The organism is Kitasatospora sp. RG8 (genome assembly GCF_017813315.1).
GTDB lineage: Bacteria > Actinomycetota > Actinomycetes > Streptomycetales > Streptomycetaceae > Kitasatospora.
On record NZ_JAGIYX010000002.1, the window covers coordinates 21,698 to 44,359 of the forward strand.

The 22,662-nt window shown below is 72.1% G+C and carries 21 protein-coding genes; 18 read left to right on the forward strand and 3 right to left on the reverse strand.

What is annotated here, in order from left to right:
- Nucleotides 1–20: 20 nt before the first annotated feature.
- The 14 genes from J5Y04_RS03000 (at nt 21) to J5Y04_RS03065 (ending at nt 14,555) form a co-directional block, all read left to right on the forward strand.
- The gene (locus J5Y04_RS03000; protein WP_209410126.1) at nt 21–1,205 is read left to right on the forward strand and encodes a glycosyltransferase family 4 protein; all 1,185 of its coding nucleotides are present in this window, start codon (nt 21–23) and stop codon (nt 1,203–1,205) included.
- An 88-nt stretch (nt 1,206–1,293) separates the two neighbouring features.
- A complete protein-coding gene (locus J5Y04_RS03005) occupies nt 1,294–1,659 on the forward strand; it encodes a 5-carboxymethyl-2-hydroxymuconate Delta-isomerase (protein WP_209410128.1) in 366 nt (121 codons plus the stop codon).
- A 101-nt stretch (nt 1,660–1,760) separates the two neighbouring features.
- Nucleotides 1,761–2,261 (forward strand): hypothetical protein, encoded by a 501-nt coding sequence (locus J5Y04_RS03010; RefSeq protein ID WP_148647726.1) that lies wholly within the window; start codon nt 1,761–1,763, stop codon nt 2,259–2,261.
- A gap of 209 nt (nt 2,262–2,470) precedes the next feature.
- Complete coding sequence (gene pdxS, locus J5Y04_RS03015) at nt 2,471–3,382, forward strand: pyridoxal 5'-phosphate synthase lyase subunit PdxS (RefSeq protein WP_030300161.1); 912 nt, start codon at nt 2,471–2,473, stop codon at nt 3,380–3,382.
- Between the two features lie 191 nt (nt 3,383–3,573).
- Nucleotides 3,574–4,197, forward strand: coding sequence for a pyridoxal 5'-phosphate synthase glutaminase subunit PdxT (gene pdxT, locus J5Y04_RS03020; RefSeq protein WP_209410130.1), 624 nt, complete (start codon nt 3,574–3,576; stop codon nt 4,195–4,197).
- Nucleotides 4,198–4,321: 124 nt separating this feature from the next.
- Complete coding sequence (locus tag J5Y04_RS03025; RefSeq protein WP_209410139.1) at nt 4,322–5,080, forward strand: YebC/PmpR family DNA-binding transcriptional regulator; 759 nt, start codon at nt 4,322–4,324, stop codon at nt 5,078–5,080.
- Nucleotides 5,081–5,248: 168 nt separating this feature from the next.
- Complete coding sequence (ruvC, locus tag J5Y04_RS03030) at nt 5,249–5,830, forward strand: crossover junction endodeoxyribonuclease RuvC (protein ID WP_209410141.1); 582 nt, start codon at nt 5,249–5,251, stop codon at nt 5,828–5,830.
- The gene (gene ruvA, locus J5Y04_RS03035; protein ID WP_209410143.1) at nt 5,827–6,438 is read left to right on the forward strand and encodes a Holliday junction branch migration protein RuvA; all 612 of its coding nucleotides are present in this window, start codon (nt 5,827–5,829) and stop codon (nt 6,436–6,438) included. Before ruvC ends, ruvA begins: the two co-directional genes overlap by 4 nt.
- 95 nt (nt 6,439–6,533) lie before the next feature.
- Nucleotides 6,534–7,625, forward strand: a complete 1,092-nt coding sequence (gene ruvB / locus J5Y04_RS03040) for a Holliday junction branch migration DNA helicase RuvB (RefSeq protein WP_245204195.1) — start codon at nt 6,534–6,536, stop codon at nt 7,623–7,625.
- Nucleotides 7,626–7,872: 247 nt separating this feature from the next.
- A complete protein-coding gene (gene yajC, locus J5Y04_RS03045; RefSeq protein WP_209410145.1) occupies nt 7,873–8,280 on the forward strand; it encodes a preprotein translocase subunit YajC in 408 nt (135 codons plus the stop codon).
- A gap of 147 nt (nt 8,281–8,427) precedes the next feature.
- On the forward strand, nt 8,428–10,242 hold the full coding sequence (secD, locus tag J5Y04_RS03050; RefSeq protein WP_374105941.1) for a protein translocase subunit SecD: 1,815 nt from the start codon (nt 8,428–8,430) through the stop codon (nt 10,240–10,242).
- A gap of 4 nt (nt 10,243–10,246) precedes the next feature.
- Nucleotides 10,247–11,356 carry a protein translocase subunit SecF gene (gene secF, locus J5Y04_RS03055; protein WP_209410147.1) on the forward strand — a complete coding sequence of 370 codons (1,110 nt, stop codon included), beginning with the start codon at nt 10,247–10,249 and terminating at the stop codon, nt 11,354–11,356.
- A gap of 26 nt (nt 11,357–11,382) precedes the next feature.
- Nucleotides 11,383–11,934, forward strand: a complete 552-nt coding sequence (locus J5Y04_RS03060; protein WP_148647590.1) for an adenine phosphoribosyltransferase — start codon at nt 11,383–11,385, stop codon at nt 11,932–11,934.
- 170 nt (nt 11,935–12,104) lie between these two features.
- Entirely contained in the window at nt 12,105–14,555 is a 2,451-nt protein-coding gene (locus tag J5Y04_RS03065) for a bifunctional (p)ppGpp synthetase/guanosine-3',5'-bis(diphosphate) 3'-pyrophosphohydrolase (RefSeq protein WP_374105942.1), read from the forward strand.
- An 87-nt stretch (nt 14,556–14,642) separates the two neighbouring features.
- Here J5Y04_RS03065 and J5Y04_RS03070 read toward each other — a convergent pair whose 3' ends face one another.
- Together J5Y04_RS03070 and J5Y04_RS03075 are read right to left on the reverse strand one after the other, a co-directional pair.
- Complete coding sequence (locus J5Y04_RS03070) at nt 14,643–15,872, reverse strand: DUF349 domain-containing protein (protein ID WP_209410151.1); 1,230 nt, start codon at nt 15,870–15,872, stop codon at nt 14,643–14,645.
- Between the two features lie 263 nt (nt 15,873–16,135).
- A complete protein-coding gene (locus tag J5Y04_RS03075; RefSeq protein ID WP_209410153.1) occupies nt 16,136–16,969 on the reverse strand; it encodes a peptidylprolyl isomerase in 834 nt (277 codons plus the stop codon).
- Nucleotides 16,970–17,213: 244 nt separating this feature from the next.
- Between J5Y04_RS03075 and J5Y04_RS03080 the strand changes: the two genes are divergently transcribed.
- The 4 genes from J5Y04_RS03080 (at nt 17,214) to J5Y04_RS03095 (ending at nt 21,591) form a co-directional block, all read left to right on the forward strand.
- Complete coding sequence (locus J5Y04_RS03080; protein WP_209410162.1) at nt 17,214–17,921, forward strand: MBL fold metallo-hydrolase; 708 nt, start codon at nt 17,214–17,216, stop codon at nt 17,919–17,921.
- Between the two features lie 11 nt (nt 17,922–17,932).
- Complete coding sequence (gene hisS / locus J5Y04_RS03085) at nt 17,933–19,195, forward strand: histidine--tRNA ligase (RefSeq protein ID WP_209410164.1); 1,263 nt, start codon at nt 17,933–17,935, stop codon at nt 19,193–19,195.
- A complete protein-coding gene (aspS, locus tag J5Y04_RS03090; RefSeq protein WP_148647585.1) occupies nt 19,192–20,994 on the forward strand; it encodes an aspartate--tRNA ligase in 1,803 nt (600 codons plus the stop codon). The genes hisS and aspS overlap by 4 nt, the downstream gene beginning before the upstream one ends.
- A gap of 90 nt (nt 20,995–21,084) precedes the next feature.
- On the forward strand, nt 21,085–21,591 hold the full coding sequence (locus J5Y04_RS03095; protein ID WP_209410166.1) for a GNAT family N-acetyltransferase: 507 nt from the start codon (nt 21,085–21,087) through the stop codon (nt 21,589–21,591).
- 47 nt (nt 21,592–21,638) lie between these two features.
- Here J5Y04_RS03095 and J5Y04_RS03100 read toward each other — a convergent pair whose 3' ends face one another.
- Nucleotides 21,639–22,568 (reverse strand): LysR family transcriptional regulator, encoded by a 930-nt coding sequence (locus J5Y04_RS03100; RefSeq protein WP_209410168.1) that lies wholly within the window; start codon nt 22,566–22,568, stop codon nt 21,639–21,641.
- Nucleotides 22,569–22,662: the final 94 nt, after the last annotated feature.

Below are 22,662 nucleotides of genomic sequence, written 5' to 3' on the forward strand. Positions count from 1 at the left end.
GGAAGGAACACGAGGAACCAGTGAAGATCGGCATCGTCTGCCCGTACGACTGGGACGTCCCCGGCGGGGTGCAGTTCCACATCCGGGACCTGGCCGAGCACCTGATCGGTCTCGGCCACGAGGTGTCGGTGCTGGCGCCCGCCGAGGACGAGGAGGCGCTGCCGCCCTACGTGGTCTCGGCCGGGGGTTCGGTGGCCGTGCCGTACAACGGGTCGGTGGCGCGGCTGAGCTTCGGCCCGCTGTCGGCGGCCCGGGTGCGGCGGTGGCTGCACGACGGCGCGTTCGACATCCTGCACGTCCACGAGCCGGTCGCCCCGAGCCTGTCGATACTGGCGGCCTGGTCGGCGACCGGGCCGATGGTCGGGACCTTCCACACCTCGAACCCGCGGTCGCGCTTCATGATCGCGGCCTCGCCGATCCTGCAGCCGGGCCTGGAGAAGATCCGGGCCCGGATCGCGGTGAGCGAGTACGCCCGGCGCACCCTGGTCGAGCACCTGGGCGGGGATCCGGTGGTGATCCCCAACGGGGTGGACGTCGGGTTCTTCGCCGAGGCCGAGCCGGACCCGCGCTGGACGGGCGGCGCGGCCGCGGGCGAGCCGGGCACGATCGGGTTCGTCGGCCGGATCAACGAGCCGCGCAAGGGCCTGCCGACGCTGCTGGCCGCGCTGCCGAAGATCCTGGCGGAGCGGCCGGGCGTGCGGCTGCTGGTGGCCGGCAAGGGCGACGAGGAGGAGGCCGTCGCGGGGCTGGCCCCGGAGGTCCGCAGGCAGGTGGAGTTCCTCGGCATGGTCAGCGACCGGGAGAAGGCCCGGCTGCTCAGCAGCGTCGATCTGTACGTGGCGCCGAACACCGGCGGCGAGAGCTTCGGGATCATCCTGGTCGAGGCGATGTCGGCGGGCGCGCCGGTGCTGGCCAGCGACCTGGACGCGTTCAAGCAGGTGCTGGACGGCGGGGACGCGGGCGAGCTGTTCCCGGTGGAGGACGCGGACGCGCTGGCCCGCTCGGCGCTGCGGCTGCTGGGGGACCCGGGCCGGCTGGAGGAGCTGAGCAAGGCGGCGTCCCGGTACGTCCGGCGGTTCGACTGGTCGACGGTGGCCGCGGACATCCTGGCGGTGTACGAGACGGTGGCGGCGGGTGCCGCGGCGGTGGTCGGGGAGGACGGGCGCGGCGCCCGGCGCGGCCGGTTCGGGCTGGCCCGGGACTGATTTCCGCGGCGCGGGAAGCAACCGGGCGCCGGGGTGGTTGGGGTCTGCCGGACCGTACTGATCATCACCGTGACCCCTGGAGGCACCGATGCCGCAGATCTCCGTCGACTACTCGGCCGGGCTGGCCGGCGCGTTCGACCGTCGTGAGCTGGGCCTGGCCATCAACCGGCTCGCCGTGAAGACCATCGGCGCGAACCCGGAGGCGTGCAAGACGGTCTTCCGGGAGGTGCAGGACTTCGTGGTGGGCGAGAGCGAGGCCGCGGACGACCAGGTGTACGTGGAGTTCCAGATCTTCCCCGGGCGCACCGCCGAGGCCAAGGCGGCGCTCAGCGACGCGGTGCTGGCGCTGCTGGCCGAGCGGGTCGTCCCGGCGGCCGGCAGCCGGCTGTTCACGGCGGTGAACATCGCGGACATCGACCGCGACAGCTACCGCAGCGCGACCGTCGCCGGCTGAGCCGCGGGCGCCCGGTGGCACGGCCGGGCCGTGCGCACCCGGTAGCGTAGCGCCCCGTGACTACCTGGATCTGGGCCGGCGTGGCCGTGGTGCTGTTCGGCATGTACCTGAGTTGGACGGCCGGCCGGCTGGACCGGTTGCACGCCCGGATCGACGCCGCCCGTGCGGCGCTGGACGCGCAGCTGGTCCGCCGGGCGTCGGTCGCGATGGAGGTGGCCACCTCCTCGCTGCTGGACCCGGCGGCCTCGCTGCTGCTGCTGGACGCCGCCCACGCGGCCCGGCAGGCGGACGACGAGCAGCGGGAGGTGGCGGAGAGCCAGCTCAGCATGGCGCTGCGGGCGGTGCTGGCCGATCCGGAGCAGGTCGCCGTGCTGGTGGCCGAGCCGGGCGGCGAGGAGGCGGTGAAGGAGCTCACCGCCGCGGTGCGCCGGGTGCCGATGGCGCGGCGGTTCCACAACGACGCGGTGCGGGCGGCCAGGGCGGTGCGGGAGCACCGGCTGGTGCGGTACTTCCGGCTGGCCGGGCGGGCGCCGTTCCCGATGGCGTTCGAGATGGACGACGCGCCGCCGCCGGCGCTGACCCCCGAGGGCGCCCCGGCCTGAGTGGGGTCCGGGCGCGGCCCGCGTACGGTGTGCGCAGGGTCAGCGACCCGGTCCGGGACGGGACTTCCCACATGGTGGGCGGGAGCGTCCGGATCCGGCCTGTTTGTCGTATCCCGTCGGCCTGCCTGGACTTGATGGCGCATGGAGTGGCGGTTTCTTCCGCCTACCATAGGGCGATAGCACTGGTTCATCTTCGAGTGAGGTCTCACGTGTCCACCACCCCCACCACCGCAGACCAGCCGCAGATCGGTACCGCCCGGGTGAAGCGCGGCATGGCCGAGCAGCTCAAGGGCGGTGTGATCATGGACGTGGTCAACGCCGAGCAGGCCAAGATCGCCGAGGACGCCGGCGCTGTGGCCGTCATGGCCCTGGAGCGGGTTCCGGCCGACATCCGCAAGGACGGCGGCGTCGCCCGCATGTCGGACCCGAACATGATCGAGGAGATCATCGCCGCGGTCTCGATCCCGGTCATGGCGAAGTCCCGGATCGGCCACTTCGTCGAGGCCCAGGTCCTGCAGTCGCTGGGTGTCGACTACATCGACGAGTCCGAGGTGCTGACCCCGGCCGACGAGGTCAACCACTCCGACAAGTTCGCGTTCACGACCCCCTTCGTCTGCGGCGCCACCAACCTGGGCGAGGCCCTGCGCCGCATCGCCGAGGGTGCGGCCATGATCCGCTCCAAGGGTGAGGCCGGCACCGGCAACGTCGTCGAGGCCGTCCGCCACCTGCGCCAGATCAAGAACGAGATCGCCAAGCTGCGCGGCTTCGACAACAACGAGCTGTACGCCGCCGCCAAGGAGCTGCGCGCCCCGTACGAGCTGGTCAAGGAGGTCGCCGAGCTCGGCAAGCTGCCGGTCGTGCTGTTCTCCGCCGGTGGCGTGGCCACCCCGGCCGACGCCGCGCTGATGCGCCAGCTGGGCGCCGAGGGCGTCTTCGTCGGCTCCGGCATCTTCAAGTCGGGCGACCCGGCCAAGCGTGCCGCCGCGATCGTCAAGGCCACCACCTTCTTCGACGACCCGAAGATCATCGCGGACGCCTCCCGCAACCTGGGCGAGGCCATGGTCGGCATCAACTGCGACACCCTGCCCGAGACCGAGCGCTACGCCAACCGCGGCTGGTAGTCCCGCCCGCGTCCGGCGTCGGCCCGCCGCAGCGCCTCGGCGCTCGGCGGGCCGCGCCGCGCCGCGCCGGCCGCCGGACGCCGGCGGCCCGGGGAAGCGACCGCCCGCAGCGGCCGCGCGACGACCGCCCGAAGCGGCGGTCCCGCCGGGCGGCGATCACACGAAGTACCGATCGAAGAAGGTTTGAGACCGTGAGCACTCCAGTCATCGGCGTCCTCGCCCTGCAGGGCGACGTCCGCGAGCACCTGGTCGCGCTGGCCGAGGCCGACGCGCTGGCCCGTCCGGTGCGCCGCGTCGAGGAGCTGGCCGAGGTCGACGCGCTGGTGATCCCCGGCGGGGAGTCCACCACCATGTCGAAGCTGGCGCTGCTGTTCGGCGTGATGGACCCGCTGCGCGAGCGCGTCGCCGCCGGCATGCCGGTGTACGGCACCTGCGCGGGCATGATCATGCTCGCCGACAAGATCCTGGACGGCCGTGAGGACCAGGAGACCGTCGGCGGCATCGACATGACCGTGCGCCGCAACGCCTTCGGCCGCCAGAACGAGTCGTTCGAGTCCGGTGTCGCCTTCGAGGGCCTCGGCGACGAGCCGGTGCACGGCGTGTTCATCCGCGCCCCCTGGGTGGAGTCGGTCGGCGCGGGCGTCGAGGTGCTGGCGGAGCTGCCGGCCGCCGACGGCCCGGAGAGCCGGATCGTCGCCGTCCGCCAGGGAAACCTGCTGGCCACGTCGTTCCACCCCGAGCTGACCGGCGACCACCGGGTGCACGGCTACTTCGTTCGGATGGTGGAGGAGCACCTGGCCGCGGTCGCGCGGTAGCGGCCGGTCACCGCGGCGCGGGTGGCGCCCCGCCGCCGCACGCTGACCGTGTGCGGTCCACCGGTGGCGGCACCGGTAAGATCTCTTCTGTTCATTTCCCTTTGGCGACGTAAAGGAGCTGGCGATGTCCGGCCACTCTAAGTGGGCTACCACCAAGCACAAGAAGGCCGTGATCGACGCCAAGCGCGGCAAGCTCTTCGCCAAGATGATCAAGAACATCGAGGTGGCGGCGCGCACCGGCGGCGGTGACCCGGCCGGAAACCCGACCCTCTACGACGCCATCCAGAAGGCGAAGAAGAGCTCGGTCCCGATCGACAACATCAACCGCGCCGTCAAGCGCGGCTCGGGCGCCGAGGCCGGCGGGGCCGACTACTCGACGATCATGTACGAGGGCTACGGCCCGAACGGCGTCGCGGTGCTCATCGAGTGCCTCACCGACAACCGCAACCGCGCGGCCTCGGACGTGCGCGTCGCGATGACCCGCAACGGCGGCTCGATGGCCGACCCGGGCTCGGTCTCGTACCTGTTCAACCGCAAGGGCGTCGTGATCGTCCCCAAGGCCGACGGCGTGGACGAGGACAAGCTCTTCGAGGTCGTCCTCGACCAGGAGCCCGAGGAGATCAACGACCTCGGCGAGTCCTTCGAGATCGTCTCCGAGGCCTCCAAGATGGTCGACGTCCGCACCGCCCTGGTGGACGCCGGCATCGACTACGACTCGGCCGAGGCCAACTTCCTCCCGAGCATGCAGGTCGAGCTGGACGTCGACGGCGCCCGCAAGATCCTGAAGCTGATCGACGCCCTGGAGGACAGCGACGACGTGCAGAACGTCTTCGCCAACTTCGACATCAGCGACGAGGTCGGTGCGCAGCTCGACGCCGAGTGACCGTTCTCACTCCCCGGCCCGGTGGTCCCTCGACCACCGGGCCGGTGTCGTCGGTGGGACTGTCGTACCCGGGCGGTAGCCTTCGCAGGTCGTCCGCCGTGAGGAACGCCGGCACCGGGCCGGAGCGGCCGCAGGCGGGTGGCGGATCACCGAGAGGCGGGGCGTGACGTGCGGGTACTGGGTGTGGACCCGGGTCTGACCAGGTGCGGGATCGGCGTGGTGGACGGCGCCCCGGGCCGGCCGCTGGCGATGGTCGGGGTCGGCGTGGTGCGCACCCCGGCCGACGCGGAGATCGGGCCCCGGCTGCTCCTGGTCGAGCAGGGCATAGAGAGCTGGCTCGACGAGCACCGGCCGGACCTGGTGGCCGTCGAGCGGGTGTTCGCCCAGCACAACGTCCGCACCGTGATGGGCACCGCCCAGGCCAGCGCGGTCGCGATGCTCTGCGCCACCCGGCGGGGCATCCCCGTCACCCTGCACACCCCCAGCGAGGTCAAGGCCGCCGTCACCGGCTCCGGCCGGGCCGACAAGGCCCAGGTCACCGCGATGGTGCAGCGGCTGCTCCGGCTGGACGCGCCGCCGAAGCCGGCCGACGCCGCCGACGCGCTGGCGCTGGCCATCTGCCACATCTGGCGCGGCGGTGCGACGGACCGGATCGCCGCCGCCCTGGCCAAAGCGGCGCCCGCCCCGGCCGCCGTCCGTCCGCCCGCCCGTCCGTCCTCCTACCGAGCCCCCCGAGGAGCCGCCCGATGATCGCCTTCGTCCAGGGCCCGGTGGCCGCCATCTCCGCCGGCACCGTCGTCGTCGAGGTCGGCGGCGTCGGGATGGCCGTCCAGTGCACCCCGAACACCACGGCCGGCCTGCGGCTCGGCGAGCCCGCCCGGCTCGCCACCTCGCTCGTCGTCCGGGAGGACTCGCTCACCCTGTACGGCTTCGCCGACGACGACGAGCGGGCGGTCTTCGAGATCCTCCAGGCCGCGCCCGGCGTCGGCCCGCGCCTCGCCCAGGCGATGCTCGGGGTGCACAGTCCGGACGAGCTGCGGGCCGCCGTCGCCGCGGGGAACGAGCGGGCGCTGATCGCCGTCCCCGGCATCGGCAAGGCCAAGGCCGCCAAGCTGCTGCTGGAGTACAAGGACAAGCTGGGCGCGCCGCACGGCAGCGTCCCGGCGCAGAAGCCGGTCGCCGCCGGCCCGGCGCCCTGGGGCGAGCAGCTGCACGCCGCCCTGGTCGGCCTCGGCTACGCGCCGCGGGAGGCGGACGAGGCGGTCACCGCCGTCACCCCGGAGGCGGAGGCGCAGGCCGTGACCGATGTCGGCGCCCTGCTCAGGGCGGCTCTGCGGACCCTCAACCGGGCCCGTTGAGTCACCCTTTACCGATCTGACCATCTGTCATCTTGTCGACATTGGAGCCCGCGTCACCTGAACGGGCGGCGCGAGCGAATCATCAAGGGGTGCACATGAGCCCGTACGACTCCGACCCGGCCGACCGGCTGGTCGCGGCCTCCGCCGACGGCGAGGACCAGGCGGTCGAGGCGGCGCTGCGCCCCAAGCTGCTGGACGAGTTCATCGGGCAGGAGCGGGTCCGCGAGCAACTGTCGCTGGTGCTCCAGGCGGCCCGCAAGCGTGGTGCCGCGCCCGACCATGTGCTGCTCAGCGGCCCGCCCGGGCTGGGCAAGACCACCCTTTCCATGATCATCGCAGCCGAGCTGGGCGCCCCGATCCGGATCACCTCCGGCCCGGCCATCCAGCACGCCGGGGACCTCGCGGCGATCCTCTCCTCGCTCAGCGAGGGCGAGGTGCTCTTCCTCGACGAGATCCACCGGATGTCCCGGCCGGCCGAGGAGATGCTCTACATGGCGATGGAGGACTTCCGGGTCGACGTGATCGTCGGCAAGGGCCCGGGTGCCACCGCCATCCCGCTGGAGCTGCCGCCGTTCACCCTCGTCGGTGCGACCACCCGGGCCGGCCTGCTGCCGCCGCCGCTGCGCGACCGCTTCGGCTTCACCGGCCACATGGAGTTCTACGCGGCGGCCGAGCTCCAGAAGGTGGTGCACCGCTCGGCCGCGCTGCTGGACGTCGAGATCGACCCGGCCGGTGCGGCCGAGATCGCCGGGCGCTCCCGCGGCACGCCGCGCATCGCCAACCGGCTGCTGCGCCGGGTCCGCGACTTCGCGCAGGTCCGCCACGACGGCGTGGTCACGCCGGAGATCGCCGCCCGGGCGCTGGACGTCTACGAGGTGGACGCCCGCGGGCTGGACCGGCTGGACCGCGCGGTGCTGGACGCGCTGCTGCGGCTGTTCGGCGGCGGGCCGGTCGGCCTGTCGACCCTGGCGGTCGCGGTGGGGGAGGAGGCCGAGACGGTCGAGGAGGTCGCCGAGCCCTTCCTGGTCCGTGAGGGCCTGCTCGCCCGCACCCCGCGCGGCCGGATCGCCACCGCCGCCGCCTGGCGGCACCTGGGCCTGACCCCGCCGGTGCAGGCCCCTCCGGTCCAGACCAATCGGGGCGTGGTGCCGGCCCAGTCGGAGCTCTTCCCGGCCGACGAGGGCTGAACGGGTGACACCGGGACGATAGGGGCGTACCCGGCCCCGGGGCAGGTCGGCGGGGAGAAGCCGGGGGAGAAGTCCGGGGAATCCGTGCAGGCCGAGGGTCGCCACTTTCGGCGGCAGGATGCGATGCTTGGCGTTGTCCGATCAGTTCGGGGTCGCCTAGACTCCGCCGGACCGCCCCTCTCACCCGACGGGCCGACCAATACCACACAGGCCGCCGGCCGGCGGCCCGTAAAGGACCCTGGCTGCAGTGAACCTCATCATCCTTCTCCTCCCGATCATCGCGATCGTGCTCATGTTCCGGTCGCAGAAGAAGCGCCAGTCGCAGATGCAGCAGATGCAGACGGCGCTGGAGCCCGGGGCGGGCGTGCGTACCATCGGCGGTCTGTACGCCCAGGTGAAGGCGGTGAACGAGGAGACCGTCGAGCTGGAGATCGCGCCCGGTGTGTTCACCCACTTCACCAAGAGCGCGATCGCCGCGGTCCTGGAGCCGGCCGAGTACGACGCGATCATCAACGGCCGCCCGGCCGACGACGAGCTTCCCGAGCCGGAGGCCGAGGACGCCGACGCCGACCGGGTCGACGAGAAGCCGCTGACGCTCACCAAGGACGGCGCCGACAAGGGCGAGGCCGAGGGCGGGGCTCCCGCGAGCAAGTAGTACGGCCGGGCACCCGCCCGGTCGCGCGGCGCAGTGCCGCGAGTCCACAGGATCTCAGGGCCGCAGGATCCGCCACGCCCCCGTCCAGCCACGAGCAGGACGGGGGGCCGGTAGGGGAGGTGGCATGGACAGGGAGAAACGAGCAAGGTGGCAACACCCAAGTCGCGCCCGCGCGACGGTTACCCGGGGCGGGCGCTGGCCCTCATCCTGGTGGTCACCGTCGGACTGGTCGCCCTCATGTTCGGGACGGGCAACACCAAGCCCCGCCTGGGGATCGACCTCGCAGGCGGCACCAGCATCACGCTGAGCGCGAAGTCGACCGACCCCAAGGCGATCAACAAGTCCAGCATGGACATCGCCACCGGGATCATCGAGCAGCGGGTCAACGGGATGGGTGTCTCCGAGGCGGAGGTCCAGACCCAGGGCGACCGGAACATCATCGTCAACATCCCCAAGGGCGGGGACAAGCAGAACGCGGCCGACCAGGTCGGCACCACCGCGAAGCTGTACTTCCGCCCGGTCCTCGCCCTCGCCCCCACCGGCGTCCAGGCGCAGGCCCCGAGCGCGGCCCCGTCGGCGAGCGGCAGCGCCACCCCCGGCGCGAGCCCCTCGGCCTCGGCCTCGGCCGGCAGCACGGCCGCCGCGCCCAGCGCGGGCGCCAGTGCGACCAAGCAGGGCCGCGCGGTCGGTGAGGCCCTCGCGGCCGACGCGACCCCGACCGCCGCCGCCACCGGCAGTGCGAGCGCCGCCCCGAGCGCCGCCGCCTCCGGTTCGGCCGCCGCGACCCCGAGCGCCGCCGCCACCGCGCCGACCACGCCGGACCTCGGCGCCGCGATGACCCAGGGCACCGTGCCGCCGGAGCTGGCCGCCGAGTTCGCCGGCCTGGACTGCTCCAAGCCCGAGCAGCGCAAGAACCTGCAGAAGGCCGACGAGCAGCCGACCGTCGCCTGCAGCCAGAAGGCCGAGGACGGCGTCTTCTACAAGCTGGCCCTCGGTCCGGTCGCGGTGAAGGGCGCCGACGTCTCCAAGGCGCAGGCCAGCATCGACACCCAGCAGGGCCAGGGCTGGCAGGTCCAGCTGCAGTTCAACGGCCGCGGCACCGACGCGTTCACCGCGATCACCGGCAAGCTGGCCACCCAGCCCGCCCCGGCCAACCAGTTCGCCATCGTGCTGGACGGCCAGGTCGTCTCCCACCCGTACGTGCGCGGCGCCATCCCCGGCGGCTCGGCCGTGATCTCCGGCAGCTTCAGCCAGAGCGAGGCGCAGGGCCTGGCCAACGTGCTGAGCTTCGGCGCGCTGCCGCTGGAGTTCGCCACGGACGACGTCACCACCGTCTCCCCGCAGCTCGGCGGCGACCAGCTGGAGGCCGGCCTGATCGCCGGCGCCATCGGCATGCTGCTGGTGGTCCTCTACTCGCTGGTGTACTACCGCGGCCTCGGCCTGGTCTCCATCGCCGGTCTGATCGTCTCGGCGATCCTGACCTACTCGATCATGAGCCTGCTCGGCGCCGGCATCGGCTTCGCGCTGAACCTGCCGGCCGTCTGCGGCGCGATCGTCGCGATCGGCATCACCGCGGACTCCTTCATCGTGTACTTCGAGCGCATCCGCGACGAGGTCCGCGAGGGCGCCCCGCTGCGCCCGGCGGTCCAGCGGGCCTGGCCACGCGCCCGGCGCACCATCCTGGTGTCGGACTTCGTGTCCTTCCTCTGTGCCGCGGTGCTCTACCTGGTCTCGGTCGGCAAGGTGCAGGGCTTCGCCTTCACCCTCGGCCTGACCACCGCGCTCGACGTCGTGGTGATCTTCCTCTTCACCAAGCCGCTGATCACGCTGCTGGCCCGCCGCAAGTTCTTCTCCGACGGCCACCCGTGGTCCGGCGTGGACCCGAAGCGCCTGGGCGCCCGCCCGCCGCTGCGCAGCAGCCGTCGCCGTACCCCCTCGTCCACCGCCGTGAAGGGGGCCTGACACCGTGTCGCGCTTCTCCAATCTGGGCCACCGGCTCTACCAGGGCGAAATCAGCTTCGACTTCGTCGGCCGCCGCAAGCTCTGGTACAGCATCTCCGGCGTGATCGTGCTGGTCGCCGCGGTCGGCCTGGCCATGGGCCTGAAACTCGGCATCGAGTTCAAGGGCGGTTCGGTCTACACCGTCTCCAAGCCGGGGCTGTCCATCTCGCAGACGCAGGAGGCGGTGGACAAGATCGTCCACTCGCACCCGCTGGTGCAGTCCGTGGACGACGGCAAGAAGTTCCGGATCCAGATCAGCTCCGAGGAGAAGGTCTCCTCGTCGGTCTTCACCGACCAGCTGTCCAAGGAGCTGAAGGTCCCGCTCGCCGAGATCGACACCCAGGTGATCGGTCCCAGCTGGGGTGAGCAGATCTCCAGCAAGGCGCTCACCGGCCTGATCATCTTCATGATCCTGGTGACGGTCTACCTGGCGATCGCCTTCGAGTGGCGGATGGCGGTGGCCGCCCTGGTCGCCCTCATCCACGACCTCCTGATCACCATCGGGGTCTACGCCCTGGTGGGCTTCGAGGTCACCCCCGGTACGGTGATCGGCTTCCTGACGATCCTCGGGTACTCGCTCTACGACACGGTCGTCGTCTTCGACACCGTGAAGGAGAACGCCAAGGGGATCACCAAGCAGAACAAGATCACCTACAGCGAGGCGGCCAACGCGGGCCTCAACCAGACCCTGGTGCGCTCGCTCAACACCACGGTGGTCGCCCTGCTCCCGGTGGCGGCGCTGCTGTTCATCGGCGGCGGTCTCCTGGGCGCCGGCACGCTGAACGACATCTCGCTCGCGCTGTTCATCGGCCTCGCCGCCGGTGCCTACTCCTCGATCTGCGTCGCCACCCCGCTGCTGGCGCAGCTCAAGGAGGAGCAGCCGGAGATGAAGGCGCTGGCCAAGCGGGTCGCCCAGCGGCGCGCCGCGGACGCCAAGGCCGCGGCCGAGGGCGGCCGGGACGCGTCGCCGGAGGGCGAGGAGTTCGCCGACGGCGACCTGCCGGCCGGTATGGTCGGTCAGCGCGGCCGGGCGGCCGGCACGCGTGCCAAGGGCCGTCCGTCCACCAAGCGCTGACGCCCGACCGACCGTAAGGACTCTTCGTGACCACCGCCGACACCGCACTGGCCGAGCTGCTGAACAGCCGGATCCGGGACGTCCCGGACTACCCGAAGCCGGGTGTGCTGTTCAAGGACATCGCGCCGCTGCTCGCCGACGCCGAGGCCTTCGCGGCCCTCACCCGGGCGCTGGCGGAGCGGGCGACCGCCCTCGGTGCGACCAAGGTGGTGGGCCTGGAGGCGCGCGGCTTCGTGCTGGCGGCCCCGGCGGCCTTCGCGGCCGGGCTCGGCTTCGTGCCGATCCGCAAGCAGGGCAAGCTGCCCGGCGAGGTGTTCCGCCGCTCGTACGAGCTGGAGTACGGCTCGGCGACGCTGGAGGTCCAGTGCGACGCCTTCGCCCCCGGCGAGCGGGTCCTGGTGGTGGACGACGTGCTGGCCACCGGCGGCACCATCGGCGCCTCGCTGGACCTGGTCAAGGAGGCCGGCGCCGAGCTGGTGGGCGTCGTGGTGCTGATGGAGCTGGGCTTCCTGGACGGCCGCGAGCGGCTCTCCGGGCACCTGGGCGGCGCGCCGCTGGAGACGCTGGTCACGGTCTGAGAAGAGAGCACCGAGGGCGGCGGCCGGATGATCCGGCCGTCGCCCTCGCGCGTGCGCGGAGCGTGTCCGGGGCCGGGCGGCTGAACACCGGAGCGCCCGGCTCGGTACCATGAAGATTCATCCCCTCCCGGTTGTCCGCGTTGTCGTCGGCCGTACGGGGGGTCGGCCCGGTGCCCCGAGGAGTGTCCTTGCCCGACGAGGTTGTGCCCACGGCCGCAGCGGCCGCCCCCGAAGACCGCCCCACGCCCTCGGGGGCCACCCCGGCACGTCCGGCGCCGACCTCCTCGCGTCCGGTGGCTCCCGCGAGCCGCCCGTCCTCCTCCGGTGGCATGCGTGCCCGCCTGGCCCGCCTCGGCGGCCAGCGTTCCAGCGTGCTCAACCCCGTCCTGGAGCCGCTCTTCCGCTCCATCCGGGCCAACGACCCGAAGGCCGACCCGGCGCTGCTCCGGGACATCGAGAAGGCGTACGCGGTCGCCGAGAAGTGGCACCGCGGGCAGAAGCGCAAGAGCGGCGACCCGTACATCACCCATCCGCTGGCTGTGGCGACCATCCTGGCCGAGCTGGGCATGGATGCCCCGACCCTGATGGCCGGGCTGCTGCACGACACCGTCGAGGACACCGACTACGGCCTGGAGACCCTGCGCAGGGACTTCGGCGACTCGGTGGCCCTGCTGGTCGACGGTGTCACCAAGCTCGACCGGGTCAAGTTCGGCGAGGCCGCGCAGGCCGAGACCGTCCGCAAGATGGTCGTCGCGATGGCCAAGGACCCGCGCGTCCTGGTGATCAAGCTGGCCGACCGCCTGCACAACATGCGCACCATGCGCTACCTCAAGCGGGAGAAGCAGGAGAAGAAGGCCCGCGAGACGCTGGAGATCTACGCCCCGCTGGCGCACCGGCTGGGCATGAACACCATCAAGTGGGAGCTGGAGGACCTCGCCTTCGCGATCCTCTACCCCAAGATGTACGACGAGATCGTCCGCCTGGTCGCCGAGCGCGCGCCCAAGCGGGACGAGTACCTGGCGACCGTCATCGACCAGGTCCAGGGCGACCTGCGCGGCGCCCGGATCACCGCCTCCGTCACCGGCCGGCCGAAGCACTACTACTCGGTCTACCAGAAGATGATCGTCCGGGGCCGGGACTTCGCCGAGATCTACGACCTGGTGGGCATCCGGGTCCTGGTCGACACCGTCCGCGACTGCTACGCGGCGCTGGGCACCATCCACGCGCGGTGGAACCCGGTGCCGGGGCGGTTCAAGGACTACATCGCGATGCCCAAGTTCAACATGTACCAGTCGCTGCACACGACGGTGATCGGCCCCGGCGGCAAGCCCGTCGAGCTCCAGATCCGCACCTTCGACATGCACCGCCGGGCCGAGTACGGCATCGCCGCGCACTGGAAGTACAAGCAGCGCGCGGTCGCCGGCGCCTCCAAGGTCCGCACCGACACCCCGGCCCAGGCCCGCAAGGACGACAAGGCCGGAGCCGTCAACGAGATGGCCTGGCTGCGGCAGCTGCTGGACTGGCAGAAGGAGACCGAGGACCCGAGCGAGTTCCTGGAGTCGCTGCGCTTCGACCTCTCCAACAACGAGGTCTTCGTCTTCACGCCCAAGGGCGACGTGATAGCGCTGCCGGCCGGGGCCACCCCGGTGGACTTCGCCTTCGCGGTCCACACCGAGGTCGGGTACCGCTGCATAGGGGCCCGGGTCAACGGGCGGCTGGTGCCGCTGGAGTCGACCCTGGAGAACGGCGACAGCGTCGAGGTCTTCACCTCCAAGGCGGAGAACGCCGGCCCCTCCCGGGACTGGCTGGGCTTCGTCAAGTCCCCGCGCGCCCGCAACAAGATCCGCGCCTGGTTCTCCAAGGAGCGCCGCGAGGAGGCGATCGAGCACGGCAAGGAGGCGATCGCCCGGGCGATGCGCAAGCAGGGCCTGCCGATCCAGCGGATCCTGACCGGCGACTCGCTGGTCACCCTGGCCCACGAGATGCGCTACCCCGACATCTCCTCGCTGTACGCGGCGATCGGCGAGGGCCACATCGCCGCGCAGAACATCGTGCAGAAGCTCGTGCAGGCGCTCGGCGGCGAGGAGGGTGCCACCGAGGACCTCGCCGAGACGGCGACCCCGACCCACGACACCCGCCGGGCCGTGCGCCGCCGGGCCAAGGGCGACCCCGGTGTCATCGTCAAGGGCGTCGAGGACGTCTGGGTCAAGCTGTCGCGCTGCTGCACGCCCGTCCCCGGCGACCCGATCGTCGGCTTCGTCACCCGCGGCAACGGCGTCTCGGTGCACCGCGCCGACTGCGTCAACGTGGAGGCGCTCAGCCAGCAGCCCGAGCGGATGATCGACGTCGAGTGGGCGGCCACCCAGTCGTCCGTCTTCCTGGTGGCCATCCAGGTCGAGGCGCTGGACCGCTCCCGGCTGCTGTCGGACGTCACCCGGGTCCTGTCCGACCAGCACGTCAACATCCTGTCGGCGGCGGTGCAGACCTCCCGCGACCGGGTGGCGATGAGCCGCTTCACCTTCGAGATGGGCGACCCGAAGCACCTCGGGCACGTGCTCAAGGCGGTCCGCGGCGTCGAGGGCGTCTACGACGTCTACCGGGTCACCTCGGCCCGGAAGTAGCGGCCGGCCGGGTACGCCCGGCCGGCAGGGCACGACGAAGGGCCCCGGGTTCGCCCGGGGCCCTTCGTCGTGTCCTGCGGCGTCGGCTCAGCCGCTGAACTCCTCCTGGCTCTTGTGCGCTTGCTCCAGCAGGGTCTGCACACCGGCCAGCTCGGACTCCAGCTTGGCGACGCGGCTCGCGTTGCCGGCCGCGCGGGCCTTGTCCAGGTCGGCCTGGATCTTCTCGGCCTTGGCCTCGAAGAGGCCGACCATGCCGGCGGCGCGCGCCTTGGCCTCCGGGTTGGAGCGCTTCCACTCGGCGTCCTCGGCCTCGCGGATCGCCCGCTCGACCGCGTTCAGCCGGCCGTCCAGCTTCGGCCGGGCGTCGCGCGGCACGTGCCCGATCGCCTCCCAGCGCTCGTTGACGTCGCGCAGCGCGGCCTTGGCGGCCTTGAGGTCGGTGATCGGCAGGATCGTCTCGGCCTCGGCCGCCAGCGCCTCCTTGAGCTTCTGGTTGGCGACCTGCTCGGCGTCACGCTCGCTGAAGACGGCGGACCGGGCCTGGAAGAAGACGTCCTGGGCGCCGCGGAACCGCGCCCACAGCTCGTCCTCGACGTCGCGCTGGGCGCGCCCGGCGGCCTTCCAGCGCGCCATCAGGTCGCGGTAGCGGGCCGCGGTGTCACCCCACTCGGTGGACGAGGAGAGCGCCTCGGCCTCGGTGACCAGCCGCTCCTTGACCGCCCGGGCCTGGTCGCGCTCGGCGTCCAGGGTGGCGAAGTGCGCCTTGCGGTGCTTGGAGAAGACCGAGCGGGCGTGCGAGAAGCGGTGCCACAGCTCGTCGTCGCTCTTGCGGTCCAGCCGCGGCAGGCCCTTCCAGGTGTCCACCAGCGCGCGCAGCCGGTCGCCGGCCTCGCGCCACTGGGTCGACTCGGCGAGCCGCTCGGCCTCGGCGACCAGCTCCTCCTTGGCCGTCCGGGTCTCGTCCTGGGCCTTGGCGCGGGCGGCCTTGCGCTGCTCGCGACGGCTCTCGATCTCACCGGCCAGCGTGTCCAGCCGCTTGGCCAGCGCGTCCAGGTCGCCGACCGCGTGCCCCTCGGTCACCTGCGCGCGCAGGTGCTCCAGCGCGGTCTGGGCGTCCTTGGCGGCCAGGTCGGTGGTGCGCACCCGCTTCTCCAGCAGGCCGATCTCCACCTCGATGCCCTGGTACTTGCGCTCGAAGTAGGCGAGGGCCTCCTCGGGCGAGCCGGCCTGCCAGGAACCCACGACGCGTTCGCCGTCGGCCGTCCTGACGTAGACCGTGCCCTGCTCGTCGACACGGCCCCACGGGTCGCTGCTCATAGCGCGTCCTCCACATGACGTCGCGCCCGCGCCGGGGCGGTACGCGTCCGTCGTCCACAGTTGATGTGCGGCGGACCGATGAGTCCGCCGTCCCGCCCGCCGGGTGCTGCTGCCGAGGGTGACGGCTTGGCGGATCGGGGCACCCTACACAACGCCAACATAGGCGACCAGGCCCGGTGCTGTCCGCATCCGGGCCGGGCAATTTCGGGCCGGGACCGCGCCCGTGCGCCGCCGGGGCGGGCGTGGCGCGGTCCCGGTACGGGTCAACCCTTCACGGTGGTCACCGAGTTGAGGGTGACGTCGGCCATCGGGTGGCCGTCCGTCCCGCCCTCCAGGGTGCCCGCGGCGGCGATCTTCTGGAGCACGTCCAGACCGCCGGTGATCTTGCCGAACGGGGTGTAGTTCGGGTCCAGCTTGGTGTCCTTGTAGACCAGGAAGAACTGGCTGCCGTTGGTGCCCGGGCCCGAGTTGGCCATCGCCACGGTGCCCGCCGGGTAGGTCGCGCCGGCCAGGTTCTCGTCGGCGAACTTGTAGCCCGGGCCGCCGGTGCCGCCCGGGGCGGTGGCGCTGGCCGTCGGGTCGCCGCACTGCAGCACGTAGATGCCGCCCGTGGTCAGCCGGTGGCACTTGGTGTGGTCGAAGTACTGCTCTCCGGAGAGGAAGGCGAAGGAGTTGACCGTGTGCGGGGCCTTGGCCGCGTCCAGCGTCAGCGTCACCTTGCCGCAGTTGGTGTCCAGCGTCGCCGTGTAGGTCCCGGAGGCGTCGGCGCTCATCGCGGGCTCGGTCTTCCACTGCTTGCCGTTCGGCGCGCCCGGCGCCGGCTCGGTGCAGCCCTCGACCGGCTTGCGGGTCGGGGTGGTGGGCTCGGCGGCGGTCGGCGCGGCCTGCGCGGTGGGGGAGGAGTCCTTCTTGTCCTCGGAGTCGAACGCACCCGTGCCCACCAGCGCACCACCGCCTGCCAGCACCACCACCGCCAGGGAGGCCCCGAGGACGGTGTTGCGGCGCTTGCGCGCGGCGTGGGCCTCGGCCCGGCGCTGCGCCTGGCGCTCGTACTTCTCGCGGGCGAGCTGCCGCCGCCGCTGTTCGCTGGTGACCACAGGCCGTGTCTCCTACATATGTGCTGGACTCGTGTACGGATGCTGGAGCGGATCATCGCATCCATCGACCGCCAAGTGTAGGTACCGCGGCTGTAAGAACGCGGTGAACCTGTCAGGACGAAGTGGACCTGTCACCCCTATCTGGTTCGCAACCGGACCCGGACCGCCGGTAGGCTGCGCTTACATCACATCGTGTAGCCGCACCCCGTAGCCGCCACTGCCGACCGAGTCACGAAGGACGCGCGTGTTCATCGCCGGATTCCCCGCTGGAGCCTGGGGCACCAACTGCTACCTGGTCGCTCCGGCGCCGGGCGAGGAGTGCGTCATCGTCGACCCGGGCCACCAGGCCGCCCAGGGCGTCGACGAGCTGATCCGCGAGCACCGGCTCAAGCCCGTCGCGGTCGTGCTCACCCACGGCCACATCGACCACATCGCCTCGGTCGTCCCGGTCTGCGGCGCCAAGGGCGTCCCGGCCTGGATCCACCCCGAGGACCGCTACATGATGGCCGACCCGGAGAAGGCCCTCGGCCGGTCGCTCGGCACCCAGCTGATGGGCGAGCTCACCGTCGGCGAACCCGACGACGTGCGCGAGCTCACCGACGGCAGCGTGCTGGACCTCGCCGGCCTGAAGCTCACCGTCGACCACGCGCCCGGCCATACCAAGGGGTCGGTGACGTTCCGGACGCCCGGCGCCGAGGACCTCCCCCCGGTGCTCTTCTCGGGCGACCTGCTCTTCGCCGGCTCCATCGGGCGCACGGACCTCCCGGGCGGGGACAGCGAGGCGATCATGCAGTCGCTGGCCCGGGTGTGCCTGCCCCTCGACGACACGACCGTGGTCCTCTCCGGCCACGGCGGACAGACCACCATCGGCCGTGAGCGCGCCACCAACCCCTACCTCAGGCAGGCGGCGGGAGCGCTCGGCGCTCCGGCCTTCCCGCGACGAGGAATGTGACGGAAGAGAAGTTGAGCACCTTCACCGCCCCCAAGGGCACCTACGACCTCCTGCCCCCCAGCTCCGCGACCTTCCTGGCGATCCGGGAGCGGATCGCCGCGCCCGCCCGCCGGGCCGGCTACGGCTACGTCGAGACCCCGGTCTTCGAGGACGTGAAGCTGTTCTCCCGCGGTGTCGGCGAGTCCACCGACATCGTCTCCAAGGAGATGTACAACCTCACCACCAAGGGCGGCGACGAGCTCGCGCTGCGCCCCGAGGGCACCGCCTCGGTGCTGCGCGCCGCGCTCCAGGCCAACCTGCACAAGCAGGGCAACCTGCCGGTCAAGCTCTGGTACTCCGGCTCCTACTACCGCTACGAGCGGGCGCAGAAGGGCCGCTACCGCCAGTTCTCCCAGGTCGGTGCCGAGGCGATCGGTGCCGAGGACCCGGCCCTGGACGCCGAGCTGATCATCCTGGCCGACGACGCCTTCCGCTCGCTGGGCCTGAGCGACTACTCGCTGCTGCTCAACAGCCTCGGCGACAAGCAGTGCCGGCCGGTCTACCGGGCCGCCCTGATCGAGTTCCTGGCCGGCCTCGACCTCGACGAGGACACCCGCCGCCGCGCCGAGATCAACCCGCTGCGCGTCCTGGACGACAAGCGCGAGTCGGTGCAGGCCCAGCTCGGCGACGCCCCGAAGCTGCGCGACTTCCTGTGCGAGGAGTGCAAGGCCTACGACGAGAAGGTGCGTGAGCTGCTCACCGCCAACGGCGTCGCCTTCGTCGACGACCCGAAGCTGGTCCGCGGCCTGGACTACTACACCCGCACGACCTTCGAGTTCGTGCACAACGGCCTCGGCGCGCAGTCCGCGATCGGCGGCGGCGGCCGCTACGACGGCCTCTCCGAGATGATCGGCGGCCCGGCGCTGCCGTCCGTCGGCTGGGCCCTCGGCGTGGACCGCACCTACCTGGCGCTGGAGGCGGAGGGCGTCGCCCTCGACCTGCCGGCCGCCACCTCCGTCTACGCCGTCGCACTCGGCGAGGAGGCCAAGAACGTCCTGTTCGCCAAGGTGGTCGAGCTGCGCCGGGCCGGCGTCGCCACCGACCTCGCCTTCGGCGTCAAGAGCATCAAGAACGCCATGAAGTCCGCCGACCGATCCGGCGCCCGCTTCGCCCTCGTGGCCGGGGACCGGGACCTCGCCGACGGCGTCGTCCAGCTCAAGGACCTGACCACCGGCGAGCAGAACCCCGTCGCCCTCGACGCACTCGTCACCACCCTGAAGGAGAAGCAGCTGTGATCCGCACGCACGACGCGGGCACGCTCCGCCCGGAGCACGCAGGCACCACCGTCACCCTGGCCGGCTGGGTCGCCCGCCGCCGCGACCACGGCGGCGTCGCCTTCATCGACCTGCGCGACGCCTCCGGCACCGTGCAGATCGTGGTCCGCGACCTCGACTCGGTGCACGGTCTGCGCGCCGAGTACTGCGTCAAGGTCGTCGGTGACGTCCGGGTGCGCCCCGAGGGCAACGAGAACCCGGACATCCCGACCGGCGCCGTCGAGGTCGTCGTCAGCGAGATCGAGGTGCTCTCCGAGGCCGCCCCGCTGCCGTTCCCGGTGGCCGAGTACGAGCCCGGCACGGTCAACGAGGAGGTCCGGCTGCGCTACCGCTACCTGGACCTGCGCCGTGAGGGCCCGGCCAAGGGCCTGCGGCTGCGCTCCAAGGTCAACAACATCATCCGCCGGGTGATGGAGGAGAACGACTTCCTCGACATCGAGACGCCGTACCTCACCCGCTCCACCCCCGAGGGCGCCCGCGACTTCCTCGTCCCGGTCCGCCTCCAGCCCGGCCACTGGTACGCCCTGCCGCAGTCGCCCCAGCTGTTCAAGCAGCTGCTGATGGTGGCCGGCATGGAGCGCTACTACCAGATCGCCCGCTGCTTCCGCGACGAGGACTTCCGCGCCGACCGGCAGCCGGAGTTCACCCAGCTGGACATCGAGGCCTCCTTCGTCGACCAGGAGGACATCCTGGCCCTCGGCGAGAAGATCGTCGGCTCGATCTGGCGCGACGTGCACGGCTACGAGATCCCGAACCCGCTGCCCCGGATGACCTACGCGGACGCCATGTCCCGCTACGGCTCCGACAAGCCGGACGTCCGCTTCGGCCAGGAACTCACCGACCTCACCGAGTACTTCAAGGGCACCGAGTTCCGCGTCTTCCAGGCCCCGTACGTCGGCGCCGTGGTCATGCCCGGCGGCGCCTCGCAGCCGCGCAAGGCGCTCGACGCCTGGCAGGACTGGGCCAAGGCGCGCGGCGCCCGCGGCCTCGCCTACGTCGTCATCGACGCCGAGACCGGCGAGCTGCGCGGCCCCGTCGCCAAGAACCTCTCCGCCGAGCACCTGGCCGGCCTGGCCGCCGCCGCCGGCGCCAAGAACGGCGACGCGATCTTCTTCGCCGCCGGCAAGCAGCGCCCCTCGCAGGAGCTGCTCGGCGCCGCCCGTCTGGAGATCGGCCGCCGCTGCGAGCTGATCGACGAGTCCCAGTGGGCCTTCCTCTGGGTCGTCGACTTCCCGATGTTCGAGCCGATCGAGGACGACAAGGGCGAGTTCCAGGGCTGGCACGCGGTGCACCACCCCTTCACCGCCCCGACCGCCGAGTCGCTCGCCACCTTCGACACCGACCCGGGCTCGGCCCTGTCCAACGCCTACGACCTGGTCCTCAACGGCTCGGAGCTGGGCGGCGGTTCGATCCGTATCCACCAGCGGGACGTGCAGAAGCGGGCGTTCGACGCGATCGGCCTCTCCGAGGAGGAGGCGGCCTCGCAGTTCGGCTTCCTGCTGGACGCCTTCAACTACGGCCCGCCGCCGCACGGTGGCGTCGCCTTCGGCCTCGACCGGATCGTCACGCTGCTCGGCGGGTACGACACCATCCGGGACGTCATCGCGTTCCCGAAGACGTCCACCGGCGGCGACCCGCTGACCGGCGCCCCCACGCCGATCACCCCGGCGCAGCGCCGCGAGGCCGGCGTCGACGCCCAGCCGAAGGTCCGCGAGGACGCCAAGTCCGAGGCCAAGTCCGAGGCTCAGCCCAAGGCTTGACGTTCAATCGGCTAACCTTTCACGGCCCCGGACGGCGCACCTGCCGTCCGGGGCCGGTCCACAACGGTGTGCGACGGAAAGAGGCTCTCCATGAAGGTCAGCACCAGAGTCGAGTGTCCGGGCGACGCGCCCGCCACCAGACGGGTCCACATGGCCGCGTTCCCCGGCCCCGACGAGGCCGACCTGGTGGACGCGCTGCGCCGTGACCCCGCCTGGCTGCCCGGCCTGTCGGTGGTCGCGGTGGACGGGGCCGGACTGGTCGTCGGCCATGCGCTGCTCACCAGGCTGCAGGTCGGCGACGGCCAGGGCCTGGCGCTGGCGCCGGTCGCGGTCGCCCCGGAGTGGCAGCGCAAGGGCGTCGGCGAGCTGGTCGTCCGGGCCGCGCTGACGGCCGCCGAGGAGGCCGGCGAGAAGCTCGTCGTGGTGCTCGGCGACCCGGACTACTACGGCCGCTTCGGTTTCCTCCCGGCGCAGCGCCACGAGGTCACCGGCCCGTTCGAGGTGCCGGAGGCCTACTTCCAGGCGCTCACCCTGCCCGCCTACGACGGCGGCCCGCGCGGGCTCTGCCGTTACCCGGAGCCGTTCGAGGCGGTGTAGGGCGTGCCCGGCACGCCCTACGGCGGGGTAGGGCCGGCCGAGCCCGGTCAGCGCCGTTCCTGGGGGCGGGCCTCCCGCCCCGCGGGGACCCCGACCGTCACCCGGCAGCTCTGCACGAACGCGGCCATCGCCGGGGTCTGTTCCCGCTCCTTCGGCCAGTACAGCCCGACCTGACTCGGGGCGAGCCCCCGCACCGGCCGGTACGCGACATCCTCCCGCGCCGCCAGCCTGCTCATCGTCTCCGGGGCGAAGCCGACGCCCTGGCCGCACACCACCGCGGCCAGCCACTCGTCGGCGTTGTGCGCCACCGCGCCGATCCGCACCGGTCGCCCGCCCCGCTCCCGGACCGCCAGCCAGTAGTCGCGCCAGTGCCCGGACTCGTGCGGTATCGCCACGAAGTGCTCGTCCAGCAGCTCCTCGAAGTCGATCACCGCACGCCCGGCCAGCCGGTGCCCGGCCGGCAGCGCCACGCAGCGCGGCTCCTCGCCCAGTACCGCGACGTTGTACTGACCGGACAACGACGGCGGCGCGTGCCAGAGCGTGAGGTCGATCTCCCCGGTGGCCAGCCCGGAGGTGGGGTCGAACCAGTTGTTCTGCCGCAGCTCCACCTGCCAGCCGGGCATCCGCCGGGTGAAGTCCGCCACCGTGCTGCGGGTCATCACGTTGATCGTGCTGCCCTCGAAGCCCACCCGCAGCGTCGAGCCCTGCTCGGCCGCCGCCGCCCTGGTGGCGCGCAGCGCGTCGTCCCAGCCCGCCAGCATCGTGCCGGCGCGCTCGGCCAGGGCCCGGCCGGCCGGGGTGGGGGCCATGCCCCGGCGGGAGCGCTCGAACAGCTCCACCCCGAGCAGTGCCTCCAGTTGGCGGATCTGCTTGGTCAGCGTCGGCTGCGAGACGAACAGCCGGGCCGCGGCGGCGGTCAGCTGCCCCTCCTCGCAGACCGCGGCGAAGCTGCGCAGCAGTCGGGTGTCCACATCCATGCCCCAAGGTTATGGAACGGGATATTGGACCGCCCCGGCAGGTCTGCGACAAGGTTGATCACTCGGCCTCCGGGCCGGGCCACGGGGGAGTACG